The organism is Nonomuraea sp. KM90, assembly GCF_052246675.1.
Taxonomy (GTDB): Bacteria; Actinomycetota; Actinomycetes; order Streptosporangiales; family Streptosporangiaceae; genus Nonomuraea.
Window position 1 is genome coordinate 26,446 of sequence record NZ_JBQQCB010000037.1, and the last position, 19,738, is coordinate 46,183.

18 protein-coding genes are annotated in these 19,738 nt (G+C 73.9%); 7 read left to right on the forward strand and 11 right to left on the reverse strand.

Annotated features, from left to right (window positions below):
- The gene (gene def / locus ACTWPW_RS30490) at positions 1-534 is read right to left on the reverse strand and encodes a peptide deformylase (protein ID WP_375108419.1); all 534 of its coding nucleotides are present in this window, start codon (positions 532-534) and stop codon (positions 1-3) included.
- Between the two features lie 152 nt (positions 535-686).
- Here def and ACTWPW_RS30495 point away from each other — a divergent pair, with 152 nt between their 5' ends.
- Together ACTWPW_RS30495 and ACTWPW_RS30500 are read left to right on the forward strand one after the other, a co-directional pair.
- Entirely contained in the window at positions 687-1,490 is an 804-nt protein-coding gene (locus tag ACTWPW_RS30495) for a class I SAM-dependent methyltransferase (RefSeq protein ID WP_375108418.1), read from the forward strand.
- Positions 1,491-1,597: 107 nt separating this feature from the next.
- Positions 1,598-1,750, forward strand: coding sequence for a hypothetical protein (locus tag ACTWPW_RS30500; protein WP_364135807.1), 153 nt, complete (start codon positions 1,598-1,600; stop codon positions 1,748-1,750).
- A gap of 46 nt (positions 1,751-1,796) precedes the next feature.
- On the opposite strand, the gene ACTWPW_RS30505 is transcribed toward ACTWPW_RS30500, so the two are convergent.
- Together ACTWPW_RS30505 and ACTWPW_RS30510 are read right to left on the reverse strand one after the other, a co-directional pair.
- On the reverse strand, positions 1,797-2,312 hold the full coding sequence (locus ACTWPW_RS30505) for a hypothetical protein (RefSeq protein WP_443170639.1): 516 nt from the start codon (positions 2,310-2,312) through the stop codon (positions 1,797-1,799).
- A 370-nt stretch (positions 2,313-2,682) separates the two neighbouring features.
- Positions 2,683-3,609 (reverse strand): hypothetical protein, encoded by a 927-nt coding sequence (locus ACTWPW_RS30510; RefSeq protein ID WP_375108416.1) that lies wholly within the window; start codon positions 3,607-3,609, stop codon positions 2,683-2,685.
- Positions 3,610-3,739: 130 nt separating this feature from the next.
- On the opposite strand from ACTWPW_RS30510, the gene ACTWPW_RS30515 reads away from it, so the two are divergent.
- Positions 3,740-4,684, forward strand: coding sequence for a GNAT family N-acetyltransferase (locus ACTWPW_RS30515; protein ID WP_443170640.1), 945 nt, complete (start codon positions 3,740-3,742; stop codon positions 4,682-4,684).
- Positions 4,685-4,720: 36 nt separating this feature from the next.
- Positions 4,721-5,482, forward strand: coding sequence for an arylamine N-acetyltransferase family protein (locus tag ACTWPW_RS30520; RefSeq protein WP_443170641.1), 762 nt, complete (start codon positions 4,721-4,723; stop codon positions 5,480-5,482).
- A 27-nt stretch (positions 5,483-5,509) separates the two neighbouring features.
- Here ACTWPW_RS30520 and ACTWPW_RS30525 read toward each other — a convergent pair whose 3' ends face one another.
- Together ACTWPW_RS30525 and ACTWPW_RS30530 are read right to left on the reverse strand one after the other, a co-directional pair.
- A complete protein-coding gene (locus ACTWPW_RS30525) occupies positions 5,510-8,707 on the reverse strand; it encodes a helix-turn-helix transcriptional regulator (RefSeq protein ID WP_443170642.1) in 3,198 nt (1,065 codons plus the stop codon).
- A 36-nt stretch (positions 8,708-8,743) separates the two neighbouring features.
- A complete protein-coding gene (locus ACTWPW_RS30530) occupies positions 8,744-9,439 on the reverse strand; it encodes a nucleotidyltransferase domain-containing protein (protein ID WP_443170643.1) in 696 nt (231 codons plus the stop codon).
- A 46-nt stretch (positions 9,440-9,485) separates the two neighbouring features.
- Here ACTWPW_RS30530 and ACTWPW_RS30535 point away from each other — a divergent pair, with 46 nt between their 5' ends.
- From ACTWPW_RS30535 to ACTWPW_RS30545, 3 genes are all read left to right on the forward strand, one after another.
- Positions 9,486-11,351, forward strand: a complete 1,866-nt coding sequence (locus tag ACTWPW_RS30535; protein ID WP_443170644.1) for a propionyl-CoA synthetase — start codon at positions 9,486-9,488, stop codon at positions 11,349-11,351.
- Between the two features lie 95 nt (positions 11,352-11,446).
- Positions 11,447-12,505, forward strand: a complete 1,059-nt coding sequence (locus ACTWPW_RS30540; RefSeq protein WP_443170645.1) for an NACHT N-terminal helical domain 7-containing protein — start codon at positions 11,447-11,449, stop codon at positions 12,503-12,505.
- Positions 12,506-14,290, forward strand: coding sequence for an NACHT domain-containing protein (locus ACTWPW_RS30545; protein ID WP_443170646.1), 1,785 nt, complete (start codon positions 12,506-12,508; stop codon positions 14,288-14,290).
- A 40-nt stretch (positions 14,291-14,330) separates the two neighbouring features.
- On the opposite strand, the gene ACTWPW_RS30550 is transcribed toward ACTWPW_RS30545, so the two are convergent.
- The 6 genes from ACTWPW_RS30550 to ACTWPW_RS30575 all read right to left on the reverse strand — a co-directional run bounded on the left by ACTWPW_RS30550 (position 14,331) and on the right by ACTWPW_RS30575 (position 19,611).
- Complete coding sequence (locus ACTWPW_RS30550) at positions 14,331-15,488, reverse strand: sensor histidine kinase (RefSeq protein WP_443170647.1); 1,158 nt, start codon at positions 15,486-15,488, stop codon at positions 14,331-14,333.
- Positions 15,485-16,141 carry a response regulator transcription factor gene (locus ACTWPW_RS30555; protein ID WP_443170648.1) on the reverse strand — a complete coding sequence of 219 codons (657 nt, stop codon included), beginning with the start codon at positions 16,139-16,141 and terminating at the stop codon, positions 15,485-15,487. The genes ACTWPW_RS30550 and ACTWPW_RS30555 overlap by 4 nt, the downstream gene beginning before the upstream one ends.
- Positions 16,142-16,236: 95 nt before the next feature.
- Complete coding sequence (locus tag ACTWPW_RS30560; protein ID WP_443170649.1) at positions 16,237-16,830, reverse strand: response regulator; 594 nt, start codon at positions 16,828-16,830, stop codon at positions 16,237-16,239.
- Complete coding sequence (locus tag ACTWPW_RS30565) at positions 16,827-17,987, reverse strand: sensor histidine kinase (protein WP_443170650.1); 1,161 nt, start codon at positions 17,985-17,987, stop codon at positions 16,827-16,829. The genes ACTWPW_RS30560 and ACTWPW_RS30565 overlap by 4 nt, the downstream gene beginning before the upstream one ends.
- Positions 17,988-17,998: 11 nt before the next feature.
- Positions 17,999-18,721 carry an ABC transporter permease gene (locus tag ACTWPW_RS30570; RefSeq protein ID WP_443170651.1) on the reverse strand — a complete coding sequence of 241 codons (723 nt, stop codon included), beginning with the start codon at positions 18,719-18,721 and terminating at the stop codon, positions 17,999-18,001.
- Entirely contained in the window at positions 18,721-19,611 is an 891-nt protein-coding gene (locus ACTWPW_RS30575; RefSeq protein ID WP_443170652.1) for an ABC transporter ATP-binding protein, read from the reverse strand. Before ACTWPW_RS30575 ends, ACTWPW_RS30570 begins: the two co-directional genes overlap by 1 nt.
- Between the last annotated feature and the right edge of the window lie 127 nt (positions 19,612-19,738).

A 19,738-nucleotide genomic window follows, 5' to 3' on the forward strand; every position in this document is an offset into this window, starting at 1 on the left:
CTATAGCGATGCTTTATCCGCTTTAGTGGATTCCTGGTAGGCGGCCAGCACCTGCTTGCGGCGCTTGGCGGGCAGGCGGTCGATGTAGAGGTGGCCGTCGAGGTGGTCGGTCTCGTGCTGCAGGCAGCGGGACAGCAGGCCGGTGCCCTCGACCGTGACGGGCTCGCCGGCGGCGTCGAAGCCGCGCACGGTGGCGTGGTCGGCGCGGGGGAGCGGCGCGTACTGGCCGGGGACGGACAGGCAGCCCTCGTCGCCGGTGTCGAGCTGCCGCTCGCCGACGCCGGGCAGCTCCAGCTCGGGGTTGACGACCACGCCCTTGTGCCGCTGCCCGTCGGCGTCGGGGCAGTCGTAGACGAACACGCGCAGCGGCACGCCGATCTGGTTGGCGGCCAGGCCGACGCCCTCCGCCGCGTACATGCTCGCGAACATGTCCTCCACCAGCTCCGCCAGCTCGCCGTCGAACCGGGTCACCGGCTCGCACGGGTGGTGCAGCACCGGGTCGCCCACGTGCACGATCGGCCGGACCTCTCCCACGACCACGCCTTTCCTATGGTTTGCGAATGTTTCGCGACAAGTTTACGAGGGGTGGCGGATGAGCGTCTCGTCTCGCTATGCAAGACGTTTTCTCTTGAATGCTGAGACAGCGCTAGGGTGATCCCATCGTCGCGAAACGAGGGAGTCTGCCGATGGACGCCGTCTACACCCATGGCCACCACGAGTCCGTGCTGCGCTCGCACCGCTGGCGCACCGCCGAGAACTCGGCCGCGTACCTGCTGCCCCACCTCAAGCCGCACATGAAGGTGCTGGACGTGGGCAGCGGCCCCGGTACGATCACCGCCGACCTGGCGGGCCTGGTCGGGCACGTGACGGCGTCCGAGGTGAGCGAGGAGGCGCTCGACCTGGCGAGGGCGGAGGTGACCGCCCGGGGGGTGGAGAACGTGGACTTCGCCGTGGCCGACGTGCACGCGCTGCGGTTCCCCGACGACACGTTCTGCGTGGTGCACGCGCACCAGGTGCTGCAGCACGTCGGCGACCCGGTGCTGGCCCTGCGGGAGATGGGCCGGGTCACCAAGCCGCGCGGGTTCGTGGCGGCGCGCGACAGCGACTACTCCGGCTTCACCTGGTATCCGCGGGTGCCGGCGCTGGACGACTGGATGGAGCTGTACCAGCAGGTCGCGCGGGGCAACGGGGGCGAGCCGGACGCCGGGCGGCGGCTGCTGTCGTGGGCCAGGGCGGCGGGCTTCGAGGACGTCACCGCCACCTCCTCCACCTGGTGCTTCGCCACGCCGGAGGACCGGGCCTGGTGGGGCGGGATGTGGGCGGAGCGGATCCAGCGCTCCGCCATGGCCGAGCGGGCCCTGGCCACCGGCGCCGCCACGGAGTCCGACCTGCGGCGCATCTCGGAGGGGTGGCTGGAGTGGGCGGCGGCCGGGGACGGCTGGCTGTCGATCCTGCACGGCGAGATCGTCTGCCGCGTCCGGGAGAGCTGATCCCGGCGGCCCGGCTCCACCGCCGCGCTGCCGGGCTCGGAATAGGGCGGTGACCGGCGCTGTTCTGCCCTGCTGTTCAGCTTCGAACTCCTGGTGAAGGAATCGACATGGCAATCGCCTTCATGCTCGTCGTGAGCGGCATCTTCGGCACCCTCCTCACCGGCGCAGTGACCGCCGGCGTGCTGCGCGGCATCAAGGGCCGGCAGTGGCCGGTGCTCCAGCGGCGGCGCGTCGTCTACCGCGGCTTCGTCCCCCGCTGACGGCCCCGATGACGGCAGGGCTGACGGCCGGGCCGACGGCAGGCGGTCACAGGCCGAGCGTGCGGGCGCGCTGCCACTGCGGGTCGCGGTAGAGGACCATGTCCGTGCCGACCATCTCGTCGGGCGCCGACAACATGGTGATCTCGCCCGCGGCCTGCAGCTGCAGGAGCAGGTCGCGCACCCGCGGGCCCACCGGGAGCCGCCCGGCGGGCAGGCCCAGCCCGTTCCTGACCGTGTCGGCGATCTCCGACAGGTGGAACGGGCCGTCGAACCCCGCCACGATCCCGCGTACGACGGTCATGGTGATGAGGTGCTCGGCCTCGGCGTGCGCGAGCTGCCAGGTGATCTGCTCCCTGCGCCGCCCGGTGCCGGCGCAGCTCGTGCAGCCGCGCGTCAACCCCGGCGCCGCCTCCTCCTCGGCCGTGCCGAAGCAGGCCGAGCACAGCCCGTTCTCGGCGGCGTGCAGCTCGGCCGTCATCCGGCCGCCCAGCACGACGCCGCACTCACAGGCGAACGCGTCGCCCAGGATGCCGGTCTGAGGGAAGATCACATGCTTGGTCACCGAGCCGACTCTACCGGCGCTCTCCCGGGGTGGGTGTCGCGCCGCCGCCCCGGACCCGGCGGATCCCCGGGCTCTCGACGCTTTCGACCGTGCGGTTGAGGTGGGCGTACCGGTCCATGCCCGCGCGAAATTCCCGACATTTCGTGATCGCGCGGTATTCCGCAATATTTTGCCGGACTGCGTGCTGGCGCGGTGGCGGTCGAGCACGTCGCAGACGGAGTGCCGCCGCAGGTTGCAGGGGGTACGGGCGGTTGCCGCGCAACTTCTACGCAACCCATGCGGCATGACAATGCTGCGGCATGAGACGAGATGTCGGCTCTGATAAGAGGATTTCTGTTTGCTCATATGGCGACGAGAAAAAGGAGTGCCCTCACCCCCGCGCGTCGGCCAGCCCGTGCAACCGCCGCAACGCCTTGCGGGCCGCCGCCGCCACACGCTCGTCCGGATGGTGCTCGATGAACACCCGCAGCACCTGCCCCGTCCAAGGATGATCCCCGAAGGCCAGGATGGCGATCGTCCCCGCCTGCTCCTCGGCCTCCATGCCCATGGCGATCGACTCGATCACCTCGCCGGTCTCGCCCCCGAACTCCAGCAGCGCCGCCGCCATGTCCACCAGCACCCAGGCGATCTCCTCGGGCGCCGGCTGCCGCTCCTCCCGGCCGGTCCTGGCCGCGATCACCGCCCCCAGCTTGGGCTCCTCCAGCAGCCGGGTCAGCGCCAGCCGGCCCTCGTCGCCCAGGCCCGTCGCCAGCACCTCCACGCCGACCGCGCGGCTCAGCGGGCTCACGGTGCCCAGGGCCGAGGCGATCTCGGCCGCCGCGGCCGCGGCGTCCCTGTCCTTGAGCCACCCGGCCAGCTCCTCGCCCCGCTCGCCCTCCGGGTACGACCGCAGCCCGTGCAGCAGCGCCGCCGCGTCGGCGTCCGCGAGCGAGCCCATCACGGGGATGTCCTGCCCGGTGGTCTCGGCGATGATCTGCCGCGCCACCCACAGGCCGAGCCAGCTCAGCGTGTACGGCTCCGCCTGCCGTACCAGGCCGAGATCCGTCAGCGTCCCGGGCCGCTCGCCCGTGACCGGCTCCCTGGACAGGAACATCCTGATCAGCTCCAGCAGCAGCCCCTCGTCCTCGGCCAGCCGCTCGCGGCAGTGCTCCGCCCAGACGGCCAGCACCTCCGCGTCGTCGCCTTCCGGCTTCAGCTCGTCGGCCAGGGGAGCGGTGCGTACGGCCGCGGCGAGCGTGGCCTCGCCGGGCAGCCGGATCGGCGGCTGCAGGGGCAGCGTGTCGTCGTAGGAGCTCACGAGCCCATCCTTTCGCGATATTTCCGATAGAGTGCCCGCTGACGCCGAAAAGTCGGAAGAAAGGAGGCGCTGAGATGTTCGGTACTTACCTGGGCGCTCTCCGCGCCCGCTTCTGCTTCTCGGAGGATTCATGCGTTTCCGTCCCGCCGTCGAGGACGATCTAGACCGCCTGCTCGGCTGCGTCGTCGACGAGTCCATCAGCTGGTCCCACCCCGACCGGCTGATGTCGTACCTGGAGAGCGGCAACTACCGCTTCGACCACATCTGGCTCGCCGAGGACGAGGAGAGCGGCGAGATCCTGGCCCGAGCCGTGTGGTGGAGCTTCCCGGACAGCACCGGCCCGCTCGCGCTCGACTGCCTGTACGTTCACCCGTCGGCCGCCGACCGCGTGAGCGTGGCCGCCGAGCTGCTGCGCCGGGCCCATGCCCGTTACGGGCAGGCGCCCGCCTATCACGTCTTCGTCCCCAACGGCTGGCGCGACGACCCCAGAGCGGGCGCAGCGGTGGCCTGGCGATGGGCCGCGGCGGGGCGCGCCGGGTTGACCGAGGAGCTGGAACGCCTGCGTTACGCCTGGACGGAGGGCGACGCCCCCGTGCCCGAGCCCTCGGAACGGCTCGTCTTCCGGGGCGATGACGACGACGAGGCGTTCGTGTCGGCGTTCCGGAGGGTGGCGGAGGGGACGCTCGACTTCCACACCCGCCAGGCCCTGGCCACCATGGACCCGGTGGCCCAGGCGCGGGAGGACGTCCGCGACTACCGGTCGATGCCGGGGGAGCGGGCCTGGTGGCGGCTGGCGTACGACAAGGGCGGTGCGCTCGTCGGGGTCGCGCTGCCGTCGGCCAACAGCGGCGGGCCCGTGGTGGGCTATCTCGGGGTGGTGCCGGAGCAGCGCGGCCACGGGTACGTCGACGACCTGCTCGCCGAGATCACCCGCTGCCACGCCGGGCGCGGGGTGCGGCGGATCGTGGCCGACACGGACGCGGGCAACGTGCCGATGGCCAGGGCGTTCGAGCGGGCCGGGTACCGAAATTTCGCCATCAGGCTGGTCTTGTCGGCGAATCCCGTGAACACGTGATGCGCGCCGGACCACGTACCGGCCATCGTCGATCCCATGACATGGGACATCGAGAAGCTCGACCTTGACGCCTATCTGAATCGCATCGGCCACGACGGGCCGCGTACCCCGACGGCGGAGACGCTGCGCGCCGTCCACCTGGGGCACGTGCGCTCCATCCCGTTCGAGAACCTGGACGTGCTCCTCGGCCGGGGGATCCTCCTCGACCTGGGCAGCCTGCAGGACAAGCTGGTGACCGGCGGGCGCGGCGGCTACTGCCACGAGCACAACCTGCTGTTCGCCGCCGCCCTGGAACGCCTCGGCTTCCCCGTCACCCGGCACCTGGCCAGGATCCGGCTGGGCCGCCGCCACCTGCCCCGCTCGCACGCCACCCTCACCGTCCGGGCGGGCGGGCGCACGTGGCTGGCCGACGTCGGGTTCGGCGGGGAGGGGCTGGTGGAGCCGATCCCGTTCGAGGAGGGGGCGTCGCTGGAGTCGGGCGCGTGGCGGTGGCGGCTCGGGCGCGACGAGGAGTTCTGGGTGCTGTCGTCGGAGGAGACGGAGCTGTACGCGTTCCGGGCGGACGAGCCACAGCTCCCGAGCGACTTCGAGGTGGCGAACTTCTACGTGGCCAACAGCCCGCATTCGCCGTTCGTCCGGCACGTGCTCGCCCAGCGGACGACGGCCGACGCCCGGATCCGGCTGGAGGGGATGACGTTCTCCGGGGCGGGGGAGCTGGCCGGGTGGCTGCGCGACGAGCTCGGGATCTCGCTCACGGAGCAGGACGCGCGAGCCCTGCTGCCATTGCTCCCGCCCTGACCGCCCCGCCGGTGTGATCGGCAGGTGTCACGGGCCGGGGGGCTCGTGGGTGAGCGCCTGGCGGGTCAGCTCCACCCTGCTGTTCACCCCGAGCTTGGCGAAGGCGTGGCGGAGGTGGGTGTCGATGGTGTGCGGGGACAGGAACAGGGCCGCCGCGGCCTCCCTGTTCGTCATGCCCTGGGCGACGAGCCGTACGACCCGCAACTCGGCCGCCGTCAACGCCGCCCACCCCTGCCCGGCCCCCGCCTCCCGGGCCCCCGGCCCTTGCCCCGGCCGGCCGGGGGATGTCGGCGGTCCAAGCCCAGGCCGGTCGGGGGAGGCCGGCGGTCCTATGCCGGATTCGGCGGGAGATACCGCGCCACACGCCCGGTACACCGCGAGCGCCTCGGCCCGCCGCCCCGCCTCCTCCAGCGCCGCCGCCAGCCCGAGCGGCCTGCGACCGGCCCGATAGAGCCCGATCGCCTCCTCCAGCCTCCCCTCGGCGTGCGCGGCCCCCGCCGCCAGGGACAGGTGACCGGGATTGCGCCGAGCCAGGTCCCGCACGCACTCCACCACCCCGGCCACCCCCCGCCACCGCGCCGCCATCCACGGCTCCTGCACGATCAGGTACGCCATCGCCCCACTCACCGCACCCCCGCCCACCGCAGCCCCGAGCCCGGAAGGACGGGCACCCCGGAGCTCGCCCACCGCACCCCCAAGCACGGAAGGATGCGGACCCCGGAGCTCGCCCGCCGAAAGACCGGGCACGGGCGGGCGGACATGCCCGAGCTCGCCCGCCGAAGGGTCGGGCACGGACCGGCGACCATCCGTGAGCGCGGCTGGTTGAGGCGCCGAGAGAGCGGGTGAACGCCATCGCAGTTCCTCGGCCACCAGCCCGGCCCCGTCGCCCGCCAGTTCCCGTCCCCGGTCCAGGAACTCCTGCGCCGTCTGCGGGTCACCGCGCAGGAGCGTCACGTGCCCGAGCACGCCCAGCAGCGCCGGGGCCAGCGCCATCGCCGAGAGCTGCTCCGCCACCCGCAGCCCCGTCTCCGCCTCGGCCGCCGCGTCGTCCAGCCGCCCCCATGCCAGCCACAGCTCGGCCCGGAACCGGTGCAGCAGCGGCAGCGCCCATGCCGTACCGAGCCGGCCGGACTCCCGCTCGACCACCGCGTACGTGTCCCGCGCCTCCTCGAACCGGTCCAGCGCCGTCAGCGCGGACCCCAGCCACAACCGCGGATGCCGGTGCGCCGTCTCCCCGCCCGCCGCGTCCGCCAGCCCCACCGCCCGCTCCGCGTGCCGCAGCGCGTCCCCCAGGTCGCCACGGAAGATCGCCACGGTGGAGCGTGCCTGCAACCCCACCACCTGGGCGAACACCTCGCCCTCCGCGACCGCCTCCATCGCTGCCGCGTCGGCCGCATCGATCCGGCCGGTCATCATCAGCGCGTGCGCCCGTACGGCCAGCAACCGCGCCCGCTCCCGCACCGGCACCCCGGGCAGCGCCAGCACCCGGCCGGTCCGCCGGATGACCCCCTCGTCGTCACCGGCGTGCTTGAGCGCCTCCGCCAGCCCGAGCGCGATCCCCGCCTCCTCCGCCACCCCCAGAGCCACGCCCTGCCCGTCGGCGATCTCCCGCGCCTCACCCAGCCGCCCCGCCGAAGCCAGCAAGCGCACCACCCCAGCCACCAGCCCCCCACCCACCAGCCCGCCACCCACCAAGCCCTCCGGCTCATCGCCCGGCACGGCTTCCGGCACACCGCCCGGCACGAGGCCCGGGCCACCGCCTGTGCCGGCGGCGGGCTCGTCAGGCTCGTGGGGCGCGTCGGACGCCGGACCGCCAGGCTGGCCCGGCATCGGGAGGTCACCAGGACGGCCGGGCATCGGGAGGTCACCTGGGCGGCCGGGCATCGGATGGTCACCTGGGCGGTCGGGCATCGGGCTGTAGGCGGTGGCGGGGGCGTGTCCGTCTTGGGGCGGGGTTGCCGCGACCGGGCGCCGGCCCGTCAGGTCGAGTGCTCGGAGCATCAGGTCGGCGGCGGCCGATGGGGCGACGGCCTTCATCTCCTCCGCCGCCGCCCGTAGCTCCCGGACCGCCGCCAGGTCGCCCACCCGGGCCCCGTGCCGCAGGTGCTCGGCCAGTTCCGCCGGCGGGCGCCCCTCGCGCCGGAGTACGGTCGCCGCCTCCCGGTGCAGGGCGGTCCTGATCGCCGCCCCGAGACCCCCGTACACCGCCTCCCTGATGAGGTCGTGCCGGAACGCCAGCCGGTCACCCTCCCCGACGAGCGCGCCCGCGCGCACGGCACCGTCGACGTGCCCGAGCAGCGCCCCGGGCGGGACCCCCAGCATCCCGGCGGCCTCGTGCCCGGAGAACGGCCGCCGCAGCACCGCCCCCACCTCCAGCAACCGCCGGGCCTCCGCCGACAGATCGCGCAACCGCCGCTCCACGGCCGCCACGAACCCCGCCGGCAGCGCCGACGCGCCGGACACCGAGGCGAGGCCGCCGCGCACCGAGGCGACACCGCCGCGCACCGTGATCCGGCCCTCCGCCAGCAGCCCGCTCAGGACCTCCTCCAGCAGGAACGGGTTCCCGCCGGCGGCCCGCGCCAGCTCCAGCACCGACGCCCCCGGCTCGGCTCCGAGCAGCCGCCCGCACAGCTCGGCCGCCTCGTCCGGGGCGAGCGGCGGCAGCGGCACCCGCCGCGCGCTGCCCTCGGCGATCAGCCGCTCCACCGCCTCCTGCTCCGGCAGCGGCCGCCGGGCCAGCAGCCACACGACCGGCGACCCGGCCAGCCCGGGCACGAGCTGCCGCAGCGCCAGGCACGTCAGCTCGTCCGCCCACTGGACGTCATCCAGGACGATCGCCAGCGGCCGGGACCGGGTGAACCGGTCGATCTCCTCCCCGAGCCGCTCGATCGCGCGGAAACCGCCGTCCGGCCCGCGCTCCGGAGCCGGCAGAGCCCCGTCCAGAGGGCCCGGCGCCCCCTCCGAAGGGCCCAGCGCCCGCCACAGCGTGGACAGCGGCGCCACCCGGTCCAGCTCGGTGGCCCGCCCGGCCGCCACCACCCGCCCGGCCGCCACCGGCTGCCCGGCTGACCGCTCGAGTCCGGCCGGCCGCCCGAGTCCGGCGGCCTCCTCCAGCAGGCGGCTCTTGCCGATCCCGGCAGGCCCCTCCACCACCACGCACCCTGACCCGGCCAGCAGGACCTCCTCGACGACCCCCAGCGCGTCCTTCCTGCCCACCAACGTCACATCACCGATTCTGCCCGCAGGCACCAAGGGACGGCGTCAGGCTTTCTCGGCGCGGAGCTGAAGAGGGGCGCCGGCGGGGCCGGGCACGGGTGACGGCAGGTTCTCCACGCGCACCCCGACCAGGAACTCCTCCACCCGCTCCCGATCCGGCAACTCCGGCAGCACGCTCGGCTCGGCGGCCAGCTCCGCCGACAGGGCGGCCCGCCAGGCGTCCACCTCGCCCCACGGCACCTCGCCGCGCCGGATCGCCAGCAGCCGCTCCCGGTGGGCCCCCACCCCGACGAGCGGCTCCCCCTCACGCACCAGGTGCTGGCCGCTGAGCAGCAGCCGCACCATGTGCATGGCCTGCTTCCAGTTCATCCGGTCGGGGTCGAGGCGGCGGAACTGGGCCTCGGCGTACCCGGTGAACGACCGGTGCGCCCGCTGCGACAGGAACGCCCCACGCAGGTCCCGCAGCCGCCGCCCGGCCGGCGTGATCACCTCCACGATCGGGGACCACAGGCACTCCAGGACGGTGGGGTTGGCGTCGAGGGCCAGGGAGCAGAAGCGCTCCACCTCCCAGGAGAACTGCTCGGGCAGCGGCCCGTCCCGGTGCGTCGCCGGTTTGTCCAGCCGCCAGAACGCCGAGGTGGGCGCCACGAACACGCCCCGGCGGTCGGTGTCCGAGGCGTCGGTCTCCAGCCCGTACGCCCGGGACCCCACCACCACGGAAAGGATCACGTCATCGTTCACCCGCCCTATCTTGCGCCATGGGGGCAACGGCTGTTCTGATCGACAAGTGAGCGCTTATGACGAGGCATACCGGCGGAGCATCGAGCGGCCCGAGGAGTTCTGGGGTGAGGCGGCGCTCGGGATCGACTGGGACGTGGCGCCCGCCACCGTGTACGCCGAGGGCCGGTGGTTCCCCGACGGGCGGCTCAACACCTGCCACAACGCCCTCGACCGGCACGTCGCGGCCGGGCGGGGCGGGCAGGCGGCGCTCATCCACGACAGCCCGGTCACCGGCTCCACGCGCACGTACACCTACGCCGAGCTGCGGGACCAGGTGGCCCGGACGGCGGGGATGTTGCGCGGCCTCGGCGTGGTGGCCGGGGACACCGTGGTGATCTACATGCCCATGGTGCCGGAGGCCGTGGTCGCGATGCTGGCCTGCGCGCGGCTCGGGGCGGTGCACTCGGTGGTGTTCGGCGGGTTCGCGGCCAGGGAGCTGGCGGTGCGGATCGACCATGCCCGGCCCAAGGTGGTGCTGTCGGCGTCCTGCGGGATCGAGCCGAACCGGGTGGTGGCGTACAAGCCGCTGCTGGACGCCGCGCTGGAGCAGGCCGGGCACCAGCCCGGCCGATGCGTGGTCCTGCAGCGGCCCGAGTGCGTGGCGGAGCTGCGGGAGGGGCGCGACCTCGACTGGGCGGCGGCGGTGGGCGAGGCCGAGCCGGCCGAATGCGTGAGCGTGGCCGCGACCGACCCGCTCTACATCCTCTACACCTCCGGCACCACCGGCTCGCCCAAGGGCGTCGTGCGCGACAACGGCGGGCACGCGGTGGCGCTGCACTGGAGCATGGCCAACGTGTACGGCGCCGCCCCCGGCGAGGTCTACTGGGCCGCCTCCGACGTGGGCTGGGTGGTCGGCCACTCCTACATCGTCTACGCGCCGCTGCTGGCGGGCTGCACGACGGTGCTGTACGAGGGCAAGCCCGTCGGCACGCCCGACCCCGGCGCGTTCTGGCGGGTGGTGGCCACGCACGACGTGCGCACGCTGTTCACCGCGCCGACCGCGATCCGCGCCATCAAAAAAGAGGACCCATCCGGCAATTTCGCGAAAAAGTGGGACCTGTCCGGGCTGCGGTACCTGTTCCTGGCCGGCGAACGGCTCGACCCCGACACCTACCACTGGGCCTCCGACCTGCTCGGCATCCCCGTCATCGACCACTGGTGGCAGACCGAGACCGGCTGGCCCATCGCCGCGAACTGCGTCGGCGTCGAAGCCCTGCCGATCAAGCCCGGCTCGCCGACGAAACCCGTACCCGGCTGGGACGTGCACATCCTCGACGCCGACGGCAAGGACTGCCCGCCGGGCACGGAGGGCGCGGTCACCGTGAAGCTCCCGCTCCCGCCCGGCGCGCTGCCCACCCTCTACCGCGACGAGGCCCGCTTCACCCGCTCCTACCTCGAGCGCTACCCCGGCCACTACCTGACGGGCGACGGCGGCCACCTGGACGGCGACGGCTACCTCTACGTCATGGGCCGCATCGACGACGTGATCAACGTGGCCGGCCACCGGCTGTCGACCGGCTCGATGGAGGAGGTCATCGCCTCGCACCCCGACGTGGCCGAGTGCGCCGTGATCGGGGTGGCCGACGAGCTGAAGGGGCAGCTCCCGATGGGGTTCGTGGTGCTGAAGGCGGGCGCCGGGCGCGACCCGGAGGAGGTGGAGCGCGAGCTGACCGCCCTCGTACGCGAGCGCATCGGCCCCGTCGCCGCCTTCCGCCGCGCCGTCGTGGTGGCCCGGCTGCCGAAGACCCGCTCGGGCAAGATCCTGCGGGCCACGATGCGGGACATCGCCGACGGCAACCCGTACACGGCGCCGTCCACCATCGAGGATCCCGCTGCGCTGCCGGAGATCGCACAAGCCGTGAAGGGAACATGACGCGCAGGTAACGTTCAGATCGTCCTGGCGAAGGAGCCTGCGGAGATCGGGGCGTTCAGCGCATGATGGGACATCCCAGTCCCCGGGAGAAGGCCATGATCGATACCCCGAGCTACGCCGACGCCCTGAGGATTCTCGGATGCAAGGACGGCAGGCTCGTCAAGGTGATCGGGCTCGCCTCGGCGGCGGAGCGTACCGGGTGGGCGCTGGCCGGCGGCCCCCGGCTCGCGACGAACCTGCGTGACATGCGCGACGGCATCATCGCCTACGGCGAGGACGTCGTACGCCGCATGCCGGAGCTGAGGAGCGGCGTCGACCGGTTCACGCGCACGCAGCGGCTGGCCGCGGCGCACGCCGCGATCGTCGTGGCGGCCTACTTCGAGGCGCTCGGCGAGGCGAAGCTGCCCTTCACGCTGGACCAGCTCGACCACGGCGGCAGCGCCCGCACGATCTCCCACGGCGTGCCGACGCAGGAGCGCTTCGCCAGGCTGATCGCGAGCCTGCTGCTGGAGCGGCTGCCCACGCCCGAGCCGCACGTGCCCTTCTCCGAGACCCGCACGGCCGTGGAACGTGCCTATCAGCGCATGTCCGAGGCCGTGGCGGGATACGTCGGCGGCCTGGCGGTCTGGGACGAGCTACCGGTCGACGACCAGCTCCTGCTGCCCCGGCTGCTCGCGGAGGGGCCGCCCGCGCACGCGCTGCGCATCTACGACGAGGACTACCGGTCGCTGGCCCTCGACAGCCACGAGTTCGGGGTGCGCAGCCTGGTGACCGAGCGGCCGCCATCGGCCACGGCGCTGTCGCGGGTGGCGTGGCTGCTGGCCGAGCTGGCCCCGCCCCGGGTCGGCGACCGCCCCATGATCCACCAGGTGCGGATGGCCGCGAACGCGCTCGACCAGCCGCTCCTGCTGGCCGGCAAGCACCCGGAGGACGTCTCGCTGCCGCTGCTGGGCGAGGGCTACCTGAGCCCGCGCTGCCGGGTGGCCGAGCTCAGGCGCGAGTCCGAGCCCGCGCAACGGAGCTGGTGGGAGCGCCAGCGGCTGCTGCCCGACGCCGAGGCGTTCCTCGCCGGGCACCTCACCTCGCTGCGCGCCACGCGGGCGCCGCTGCTCGTGCTCGGCGAGCCCGGCTCGGGCAAGACGAAGCTGACCTAGGTGCTGGCCGCGCGGCTGGCCAGGTCGGAGTTCCTGCCGATCAGGGTGGAGCTGCGCCAGGTGCGGGCCCGGGCGAGCCTGACCGAGCAGGTCGAGCAGGCCGTGGCGGCGGTGCTGGGGGAGGAGGTGTCCTACGCCGACCTGGTGGCGGCCGGGGACGGCGCGATGCCGGTGATCCTGCTGGACGGGTTCGACGAGCTGGTCCAGGGCGACACCGGCCGCTACGACTACCTGGAGCGCGTGCACGAGTTCCAGGCCAGGGAGGCCGGCCTCGGGCGGCCGGTCGCGGTGATCGTGACCAGCCGCACGGTGGTGGCCGACCGCGTCCGCTTCCCCGACGGGCTGCTGGCGCTGCAGCTGCAGCCGTTCGACGACGACCAGGTACGCCAGTGGCTCGACATCTGGGACCAGGCCAACCGCGCCCTGCTGGCCCGGCGCGACCTGAAGCCGCTGCCCGCCGAGGCGGCGCTCGTCCACGGCGACATGGCCCGCCACCCGCTGCTCCTGCTGCTGCTCGCCCTCTACGACGCCGGCGGCAACGCGCTGCAGCACGACCACGGCCCGCTCGGCCGGTCCCGCCTGTACGAGGTCCTGCTGCGCGACTACACCGAACGCGAGACCGGCGGAGCCCGCCGGGTGGCGATCGACCAGGAGCTCGTGCTGCTCGGCTCGGTGGCGCTGTCCATGCTGGCCCGCGGCAGCCAGGTCATCACCGACGAGGAGCTCGACCGGGACGTGCCGGCCCTGTGCCACGGCGGCGAGGAGGACCCCGGCGAGGAGCAGGAGCGGGTCGACTGGGCGCGCAAGGCCACCGAGCGGTTCTTCTTCGTCCGCAGGAAAGGCCACGCGTTCCTGCACTCCACGTTCGGCGAGTTCCTGGTGGCCTGGCTGACCATGTACGCGCTGCGCGACCTCGACCGGCGCCGCCACCTGCTGGGGGACGAGCCACTCGCCCTGGTGCAGGCCGTGGACGACGACCTGCTGTACGCCGTCATCTCCCACTCCTGCCTGGCCGAGCGGGGCCCGACGGTCGGGTTCATCCTGGAGCTGCTGGCCGAGGTGCCCTCGGAGGTGCGGGCCCGCTGCGTGGAGCAGCTGTCGGGGCTGCTGCGGCGCTCCCTGCACGAGCGGCCCAGGCGCCACTTCACCGGCTTCCGCCCGGTACGCCATACGATGACCCGCCGCCTGGCCGCCTACTCGGCGAACCTCACCCTCCTCATCGTCACCGCCTCGGAGGAGCCCGTCACGGTCTCCTCGCTCCTGCCCGGCCCCGACCACCTGGAGCAGTGGTCCTCGCTCACCCACCTGTGGAAGGGGCAGCTCGGGCAGGAGGGCTGGTCGGGGCTGGTCACCGCCCTGTCGGCGCACCGGGTGATGGACGGCGGCCGGGAGGACGTGGTGCTCGGGGCCGGCACGGAGCCCACGGGCATGGGCGACGTCGTCGTCGCCGTGGCCACCGGGCACGCGCCCCGCCACCGCCGGCTGCTCGACCTGCTGCTGCGGGCGCTGGGGGAGGGGCGCGCCCTGCCGTACCGGGATCGTGCCGCCATCCTGCAGGAGCTGCTGCGCACGGTGGCCGTCCGGTCTCCGGCCATGCACCAGGCGCTGGGCGCGATGTGGCACGAGGAGGGGGCCGACCGGGCCGAGCTGCGGCCGCTCCTGCACGCCCTGCTGGCCGACCCGGCGGACCGGATGGCGACCTGGGAGCAGCTGGTCAAGGCGGGCATCCCGGAGACCGCCCTGTGGGAGATCCACCAGAGCGCCCTGATGCCGGACGAAGGCTAGGGCACGACCAGGGCACGACCAGGGGACGGCTACGGCACGGCTACGGCACGGACTCGCCGGCGGGCAGCTCCACCGTGATCGTCAGCCCGCCCTCGTCCCGCGGCCGGGCCGTGACCGTGCCGCCGTGCGCCTCGGCGATCACCCGTACGATCGACAGGCCGAGCCCGCTGCCCCGCTCCGAGCGCAGCCGGTCGCCGTGCAGCCGCCGGAACGGCTCGAAGATCGTCTCGATCTCGTACGCCGGCACCTGCAGCCCCGTGTTGGCCACCACCAGCTCCACCTGGCCGGTCCGCCGCCGCGTCGTCACCCACACCTCGCCCTTGGGGTGGTTGTGCCGGACGGCGTTCTCCACCAGGTTCTGCACCATCCGCTCCACCAGCACCGCCTCGCCCGCCGTCGGGGCCGAGTCGAGCAGCCGGTGCATGCTCACCTCCCGCTCGGCCGCCTCGGCCGCGGCCTGGTCGAGGACGTGCTCGGCCACGTCCGTCAGGTCGAACGGCCGCCGGTCCAGCACCGCCTGCTCGCCCTCGGCCAGCGCCAGCAGGCCGTCGATGAGGCGCTCGTGACGGGTGTTGACCAGCAGCAGCGACTCGCCCAGCCGCTTGACGTCGTCGGTCGCGTCCGGCCGCCGCACGGCCACGTCCACCAGCGTGCGGTTGATCGTGAGCGGCGTGCGCAGCTCGTGGGAGGCGTTGGCGACGAACCTGCGCTGGCCGTCGAACGAGCGGGCCAGCCGGGCGAGCATGGCGTCGTAGCTGTCGGCCAGCTCCTTGAGCTCCTCCCGGGGGCCGTCGTAGCCGATGCGCTCGGTCAGGTCGTGGCTCTGCGCCACCCGCCGCGCCGTCTCGGTGACCCGCCTGAGCGGCCGCAGCACCAGCCCGGCCGACCACCAGCCCAGCCCGAACGCCCCCGCCGCGCCGGCCGGGATCCCGATGAGGCCGGCGGTGCGCACGTTGCCGAGCGTGTCGCGCTGGTAGACGGCGCGGACCTGCATGGCCCGCTGCCGCGCGATCTCGTACGGGTCGTCCAGCCGGCGGAAGGTCCGCCAGCCGTCGATGGTGATGCGCTCGGGGGTGAGCAGGCCCGTCCGGTATTCGAGGCTCTGGCGTACGACGAGGTAGACCCCGGCCGTGACCAGGCCGCCGAGCACCACGAACACCCCGGCGCAGGCCAGGGCGAAACGCAGCCGGGCGCTCATGGGATGCGGTAGCCCGAACCGGGCACGGTCTCGATGACCTGGGGCTCGCCGAGCTTCTTGCGCAACTTCATCATCGTCGTACGCACCGTGTTCGTGAACGGGTCGATGTGCTCGTCCCACACCTTCTCCAGCAGCGTCTCGGCCGAGACCACCGCCCCCTGGGCGCGCAGCAGCTCCGCCAGCACGCCGAACTCCTTGCGGGCCAGCGGCACGTAGCGCCCGTCGCGGAACACCTGCCGGTGCGCCCAGTCCAGCCGCACCCCGGCCCGCTCCAGCATCGGCGGGTCGGCCTTGCGCGCCCGCCGCCCGAGCGCGTGCACGCGGGCCAGCAGCTCCTCGAACGCGAACGGCTTGGGCAGGTAGTCGTCGGCCCCCAGAGACAGCCCCGCCACCCGGGACCGCACGTCGGAGGCGGCGGTCAGCATGAGCACCCGCACCATCCCGCCGCGCTCGACCACCGTCCTGCACACCTCGTCGCCGTGCGTGCCCGGCAGGTCGCGGTCGAGGATCAGCACGTCGTAGTCGTGCACGCCGAGCCGTTCGAGCGCCGCGTCCCCGTCGTAGGCGACGTCCACGGCCAGCGCCTCCCCGCGCAGCCCTTCGGCGATCGAGTCGGCGAGCATCCGCTCGTCCTCGGCGATCAGAACCCGCACCGCGCCCCCAAAAGATCTTGCATGCCGCCAGTCTGCTGCGAACGGCATAACGCGGGCATAACCACAGCGCCTCAGGCTAGCGCGCACCCGGGGGGTCACAGCCAGCCGCGCGACTCCGCCACGCGTACGGCCTCGGCGCGGTTGCGGGCTCCCGTCTTGCCGATGGCCGACGACAGGTAGTTGCGTACGGTGCCCTCGGTCAGGAACAGCCGCCGGGCGATGTCGGCCACGGTGGCCTCGCCGGCGGCGACGCGCAGCACCTCGGCCTCCCGCTGGGTGAGAGGGCTCGGGCCGGTGGTCATGGCGGACACGGCCAGCTTGGGGTCGATGACGCGCTCGCCGGCCATCACCCTGCGCACGGCGGCGGCCAGCTCGGCGGCGGGGGTGTCCTTCACCACGTAACCGGCCACGCCCGCGGCCAGCGCCCGGCTGAGGTAGCCGGGGCGGCCGAACGTGGTCACGATGATCACCCGGTGGCCGGGCAGGCGCTCGGCGACCTCCAGGCCGGACAGGCCGGGCATCTCGATGTCGAGGAGGATCACGTCGGGGGCGTGCTCCCGGGTCGCCGCCATCACCTCGTCGCCGCGGCCGACCTCGGCCACGACCTCGATGTCGTCCTCCAGGCCGAGCAGCGCGGCCAGGCCGCCCCTGACGAGGTCCTGGTCGTCGGCGATCAGCACCCGGATCATGAGGCCGCCCCGGCGGGGTCCGGGGTGCTGGTCTCCAGCGGGACCCGCACGTAGAGACGGTAGCCGCCTTCGGGGCGCGCCCCCACCTCCAGGCGCCCCCCGGCGGCGCCGACGCGCTCGGCCAGCCCGGCCAGCCCGTTCCCGGCCCCTTCCGGCCCGGTCCGGGGCAGCGGGGTGGGGCGGCCGTCGTCGCGGACCTCCAGGGCGGCCGCCGTCCCGCTCACGCGCAGGTCGATCCAGCAGCGCCGGGCCCGGCTGTGGCGCAGGACGTTCGTGGCGGCCTCCCGTACGGCCCAGGCCAGGAGGGTCTCGGCGGCGGCGGGGACGGGCCCGTCGGCGGGGGAGACGGTCACCTCGATCCCGGCCACCCCCAGATTCCGGGTGGCGCTCTCCAACTCCTCCGACAGCGACGGCGCCCGGTAGCCCGCGATCGCGTGCCGCACCTCGTCCAGGGCCCGCCGCGCGGCCTGCTCCACCTCGGTCATCTCGCGCCCCGCCCGGGCGGGGTCGGCGGTGGCGAGGCGGGCGGCGAGCTGGCTCCTGATCGTGATCGAGGTCAGCGTGTGCCCGAGGGTGTCGTGCAGGTCCCTGGCGAAGCGCAGCCGCTCGTTCTCCACGGCGAGCCGCGCGACCTCGGCCCGGGCGGTGTTCAGCCGGGCCACCAGCAGCCCCATGTGCTTCATGCTGTACACCGCCACGGCCTGCGCCGCGACGACGAGGGGCAACCACCAGACCTGGGTGAGCGGCACGCCGGCGGACAGCAGGGCCAGGCTCTCCCCGACGGCGGTCGCGGCCGACGCCGCCGCGAAGGCCGGGGTGCGCAGCGTCGCGGCGAACGCGCTGATCGCGAACACGAACGACGTGTACGCCCACGGCTCCCCGAACACCGGCAGCAGGGCCAGCCCCGCCCCGACCAGCCCGGCCAGCGCCCACCGCCGCGGCACCATGGCCCGGCCGCTCAGCATCCGCCACATGATCGCCACCCAGCAGGCCGCGAACACCGCCAGCGCGCCCAGCGCCGCCACCACGAGGAGCGGCTCCGGACCGGTGGCCAGGAACGGCCACAGCGGCCAGCCGGTCAGCAGCAGCCAGGCGCAGGACCCGGCCCGCGCCGCCGTCCGGCCCCGGCTGAAGTCCGGATCCCGCACCCGTGTCATCGCAACGACCGTCACACTGCCCGACGGTAACGCCACACGGCCAGCGCGCAGAACAGCAGCGTCCACGCGGCCAGCACGGCGAGCGAGGTCAGCGTGGGCGGCCGGCCCTCCAGCGCCCGCCACCCCAACGACCCCGCCTGGTAGGCCGGGCTGTACTCGGCCAGCGTCCGCATCCCCTCCGGCATGGCCGGCACCGGCAGCCACAGCCCGCCCAGCACCGACAGGCCGAAATAGACGGCCATCATGGCCAGGTTCGCGCTCTGCCCCTTCATCGTGTAGCCGAAGGCGATGCCCAGCGCCGCGAACGGCAGCACGCCCACCCAGATCAGCACCACCAGGGCCGGCCAGGTGCCGAACGGGAGCCGCACGCCGGACAGCAGCGCCCCGGCGGCGAGCATCACCAGGATGCCCGGCAGCACCCCCGTCGCGCCGCCCAGCAGCTTGGCCGTCACGTAGCCGTGCGCGGGCAGCGGCGTCACCGCGAGCTGCCCCAGCCAGCCCTTGCTCCGCTCCAGCGCGATGGCGCCCCCGACGAACAGCGCGCCGCCCATGGCGCCGTACGTGGCCATCGACACCATCGTGTACGCGGCGAAGTCGCCCACCTGCCCCTGCGGCACGACGTCGAGCACCTTGGTCCACAGCAGGTACAGCCCCAGCGGGAACACCGTCAGCATGACCAGCCCCACCGGGTTGCGGAAACCGCGCACCAGCTCCAGCCTCAGGTACGACCTCATCAGCCCCGCCCTCCCGTCAGGGTCACGAACGCGCTCTCCAGGTCCGTGCTCTCCAGGCGCACGTCCCTGACGTCGTCGTACATCGCGAACACGGCCCGCAACGTCGCGTCGGAGTCGCTCGTGCGCAGCGAGACCGCGCGCCCCTCCACGCTCACCTGCCGCACCCCGGGCAGCAGCTCCAGCTCGGCGGGGTCCGCGCCGTCGAGCGCGCAGCGCACCTCGACGCCGCCGACCAGCGCCTTGACGGTGGCCACGGAGCCGTCGGCGACGACCTGGCCCGCCGCGAGCAGGACGACCCGGTCGGCGTAGTCGTCGGCCTCGGCGAGGTAGTGGGTGGCGAAGACGGCGGTGCGCCCCTGCGCGGTCCTGGCGCGGAGCTCCTGCCACAGGGCGCGGCGGCCTTCCACGTCCAGCCCGACGGTCGGCTCGTCCAGCACCAGCAGGTCCGGGTCCCCGACCACGCACAGCGCGAACCTGACCCGCTGCCGCTGCCCGCCCGACAGCCGCCCGATCCGCTGCCCGGCCAGCTCCTCGACGCGCGCGGCCCGCATCGCCCGCTCCGGCGGCAGCGGGTCGGGGTACATCCCGGCCACCGCCGTCACCAGCTCCCCCACCCGTACGTCGTCCAGCAGGCCCGACTCCTGCAGCAGCACCCCGACCCGGCCCGCCCGCAGCGCCTCGACCGGCGGGCGGCCGAGCACCCTGGCGGTGCCCGAGCCGGGGGCGAGCAGGCCGAGCGCGACGGACAGCAGCGTGCTCTTGCCCGCCCCGTTGGGGCCGAGCACCGCCACCGTCTCACCCTCGCCGACCTCGAGGTCGACGCCGGCGAGCGCGGTGACCGGGCCGTAGGTCTTGGTGACGGCCCTGAGTTCCAGCGCGTTTCCAGTCATGCGATCACCCTGCTCGAGGGGGTGGGGGCGGGTGTAGTGCCGTACGTCAGCCGGGGCCGTATGACGTACGTCATGCGCTACCGCGTCCGGTGCAGCCCGGGTACCGCGTCGGCGGTATCGCGGAGGG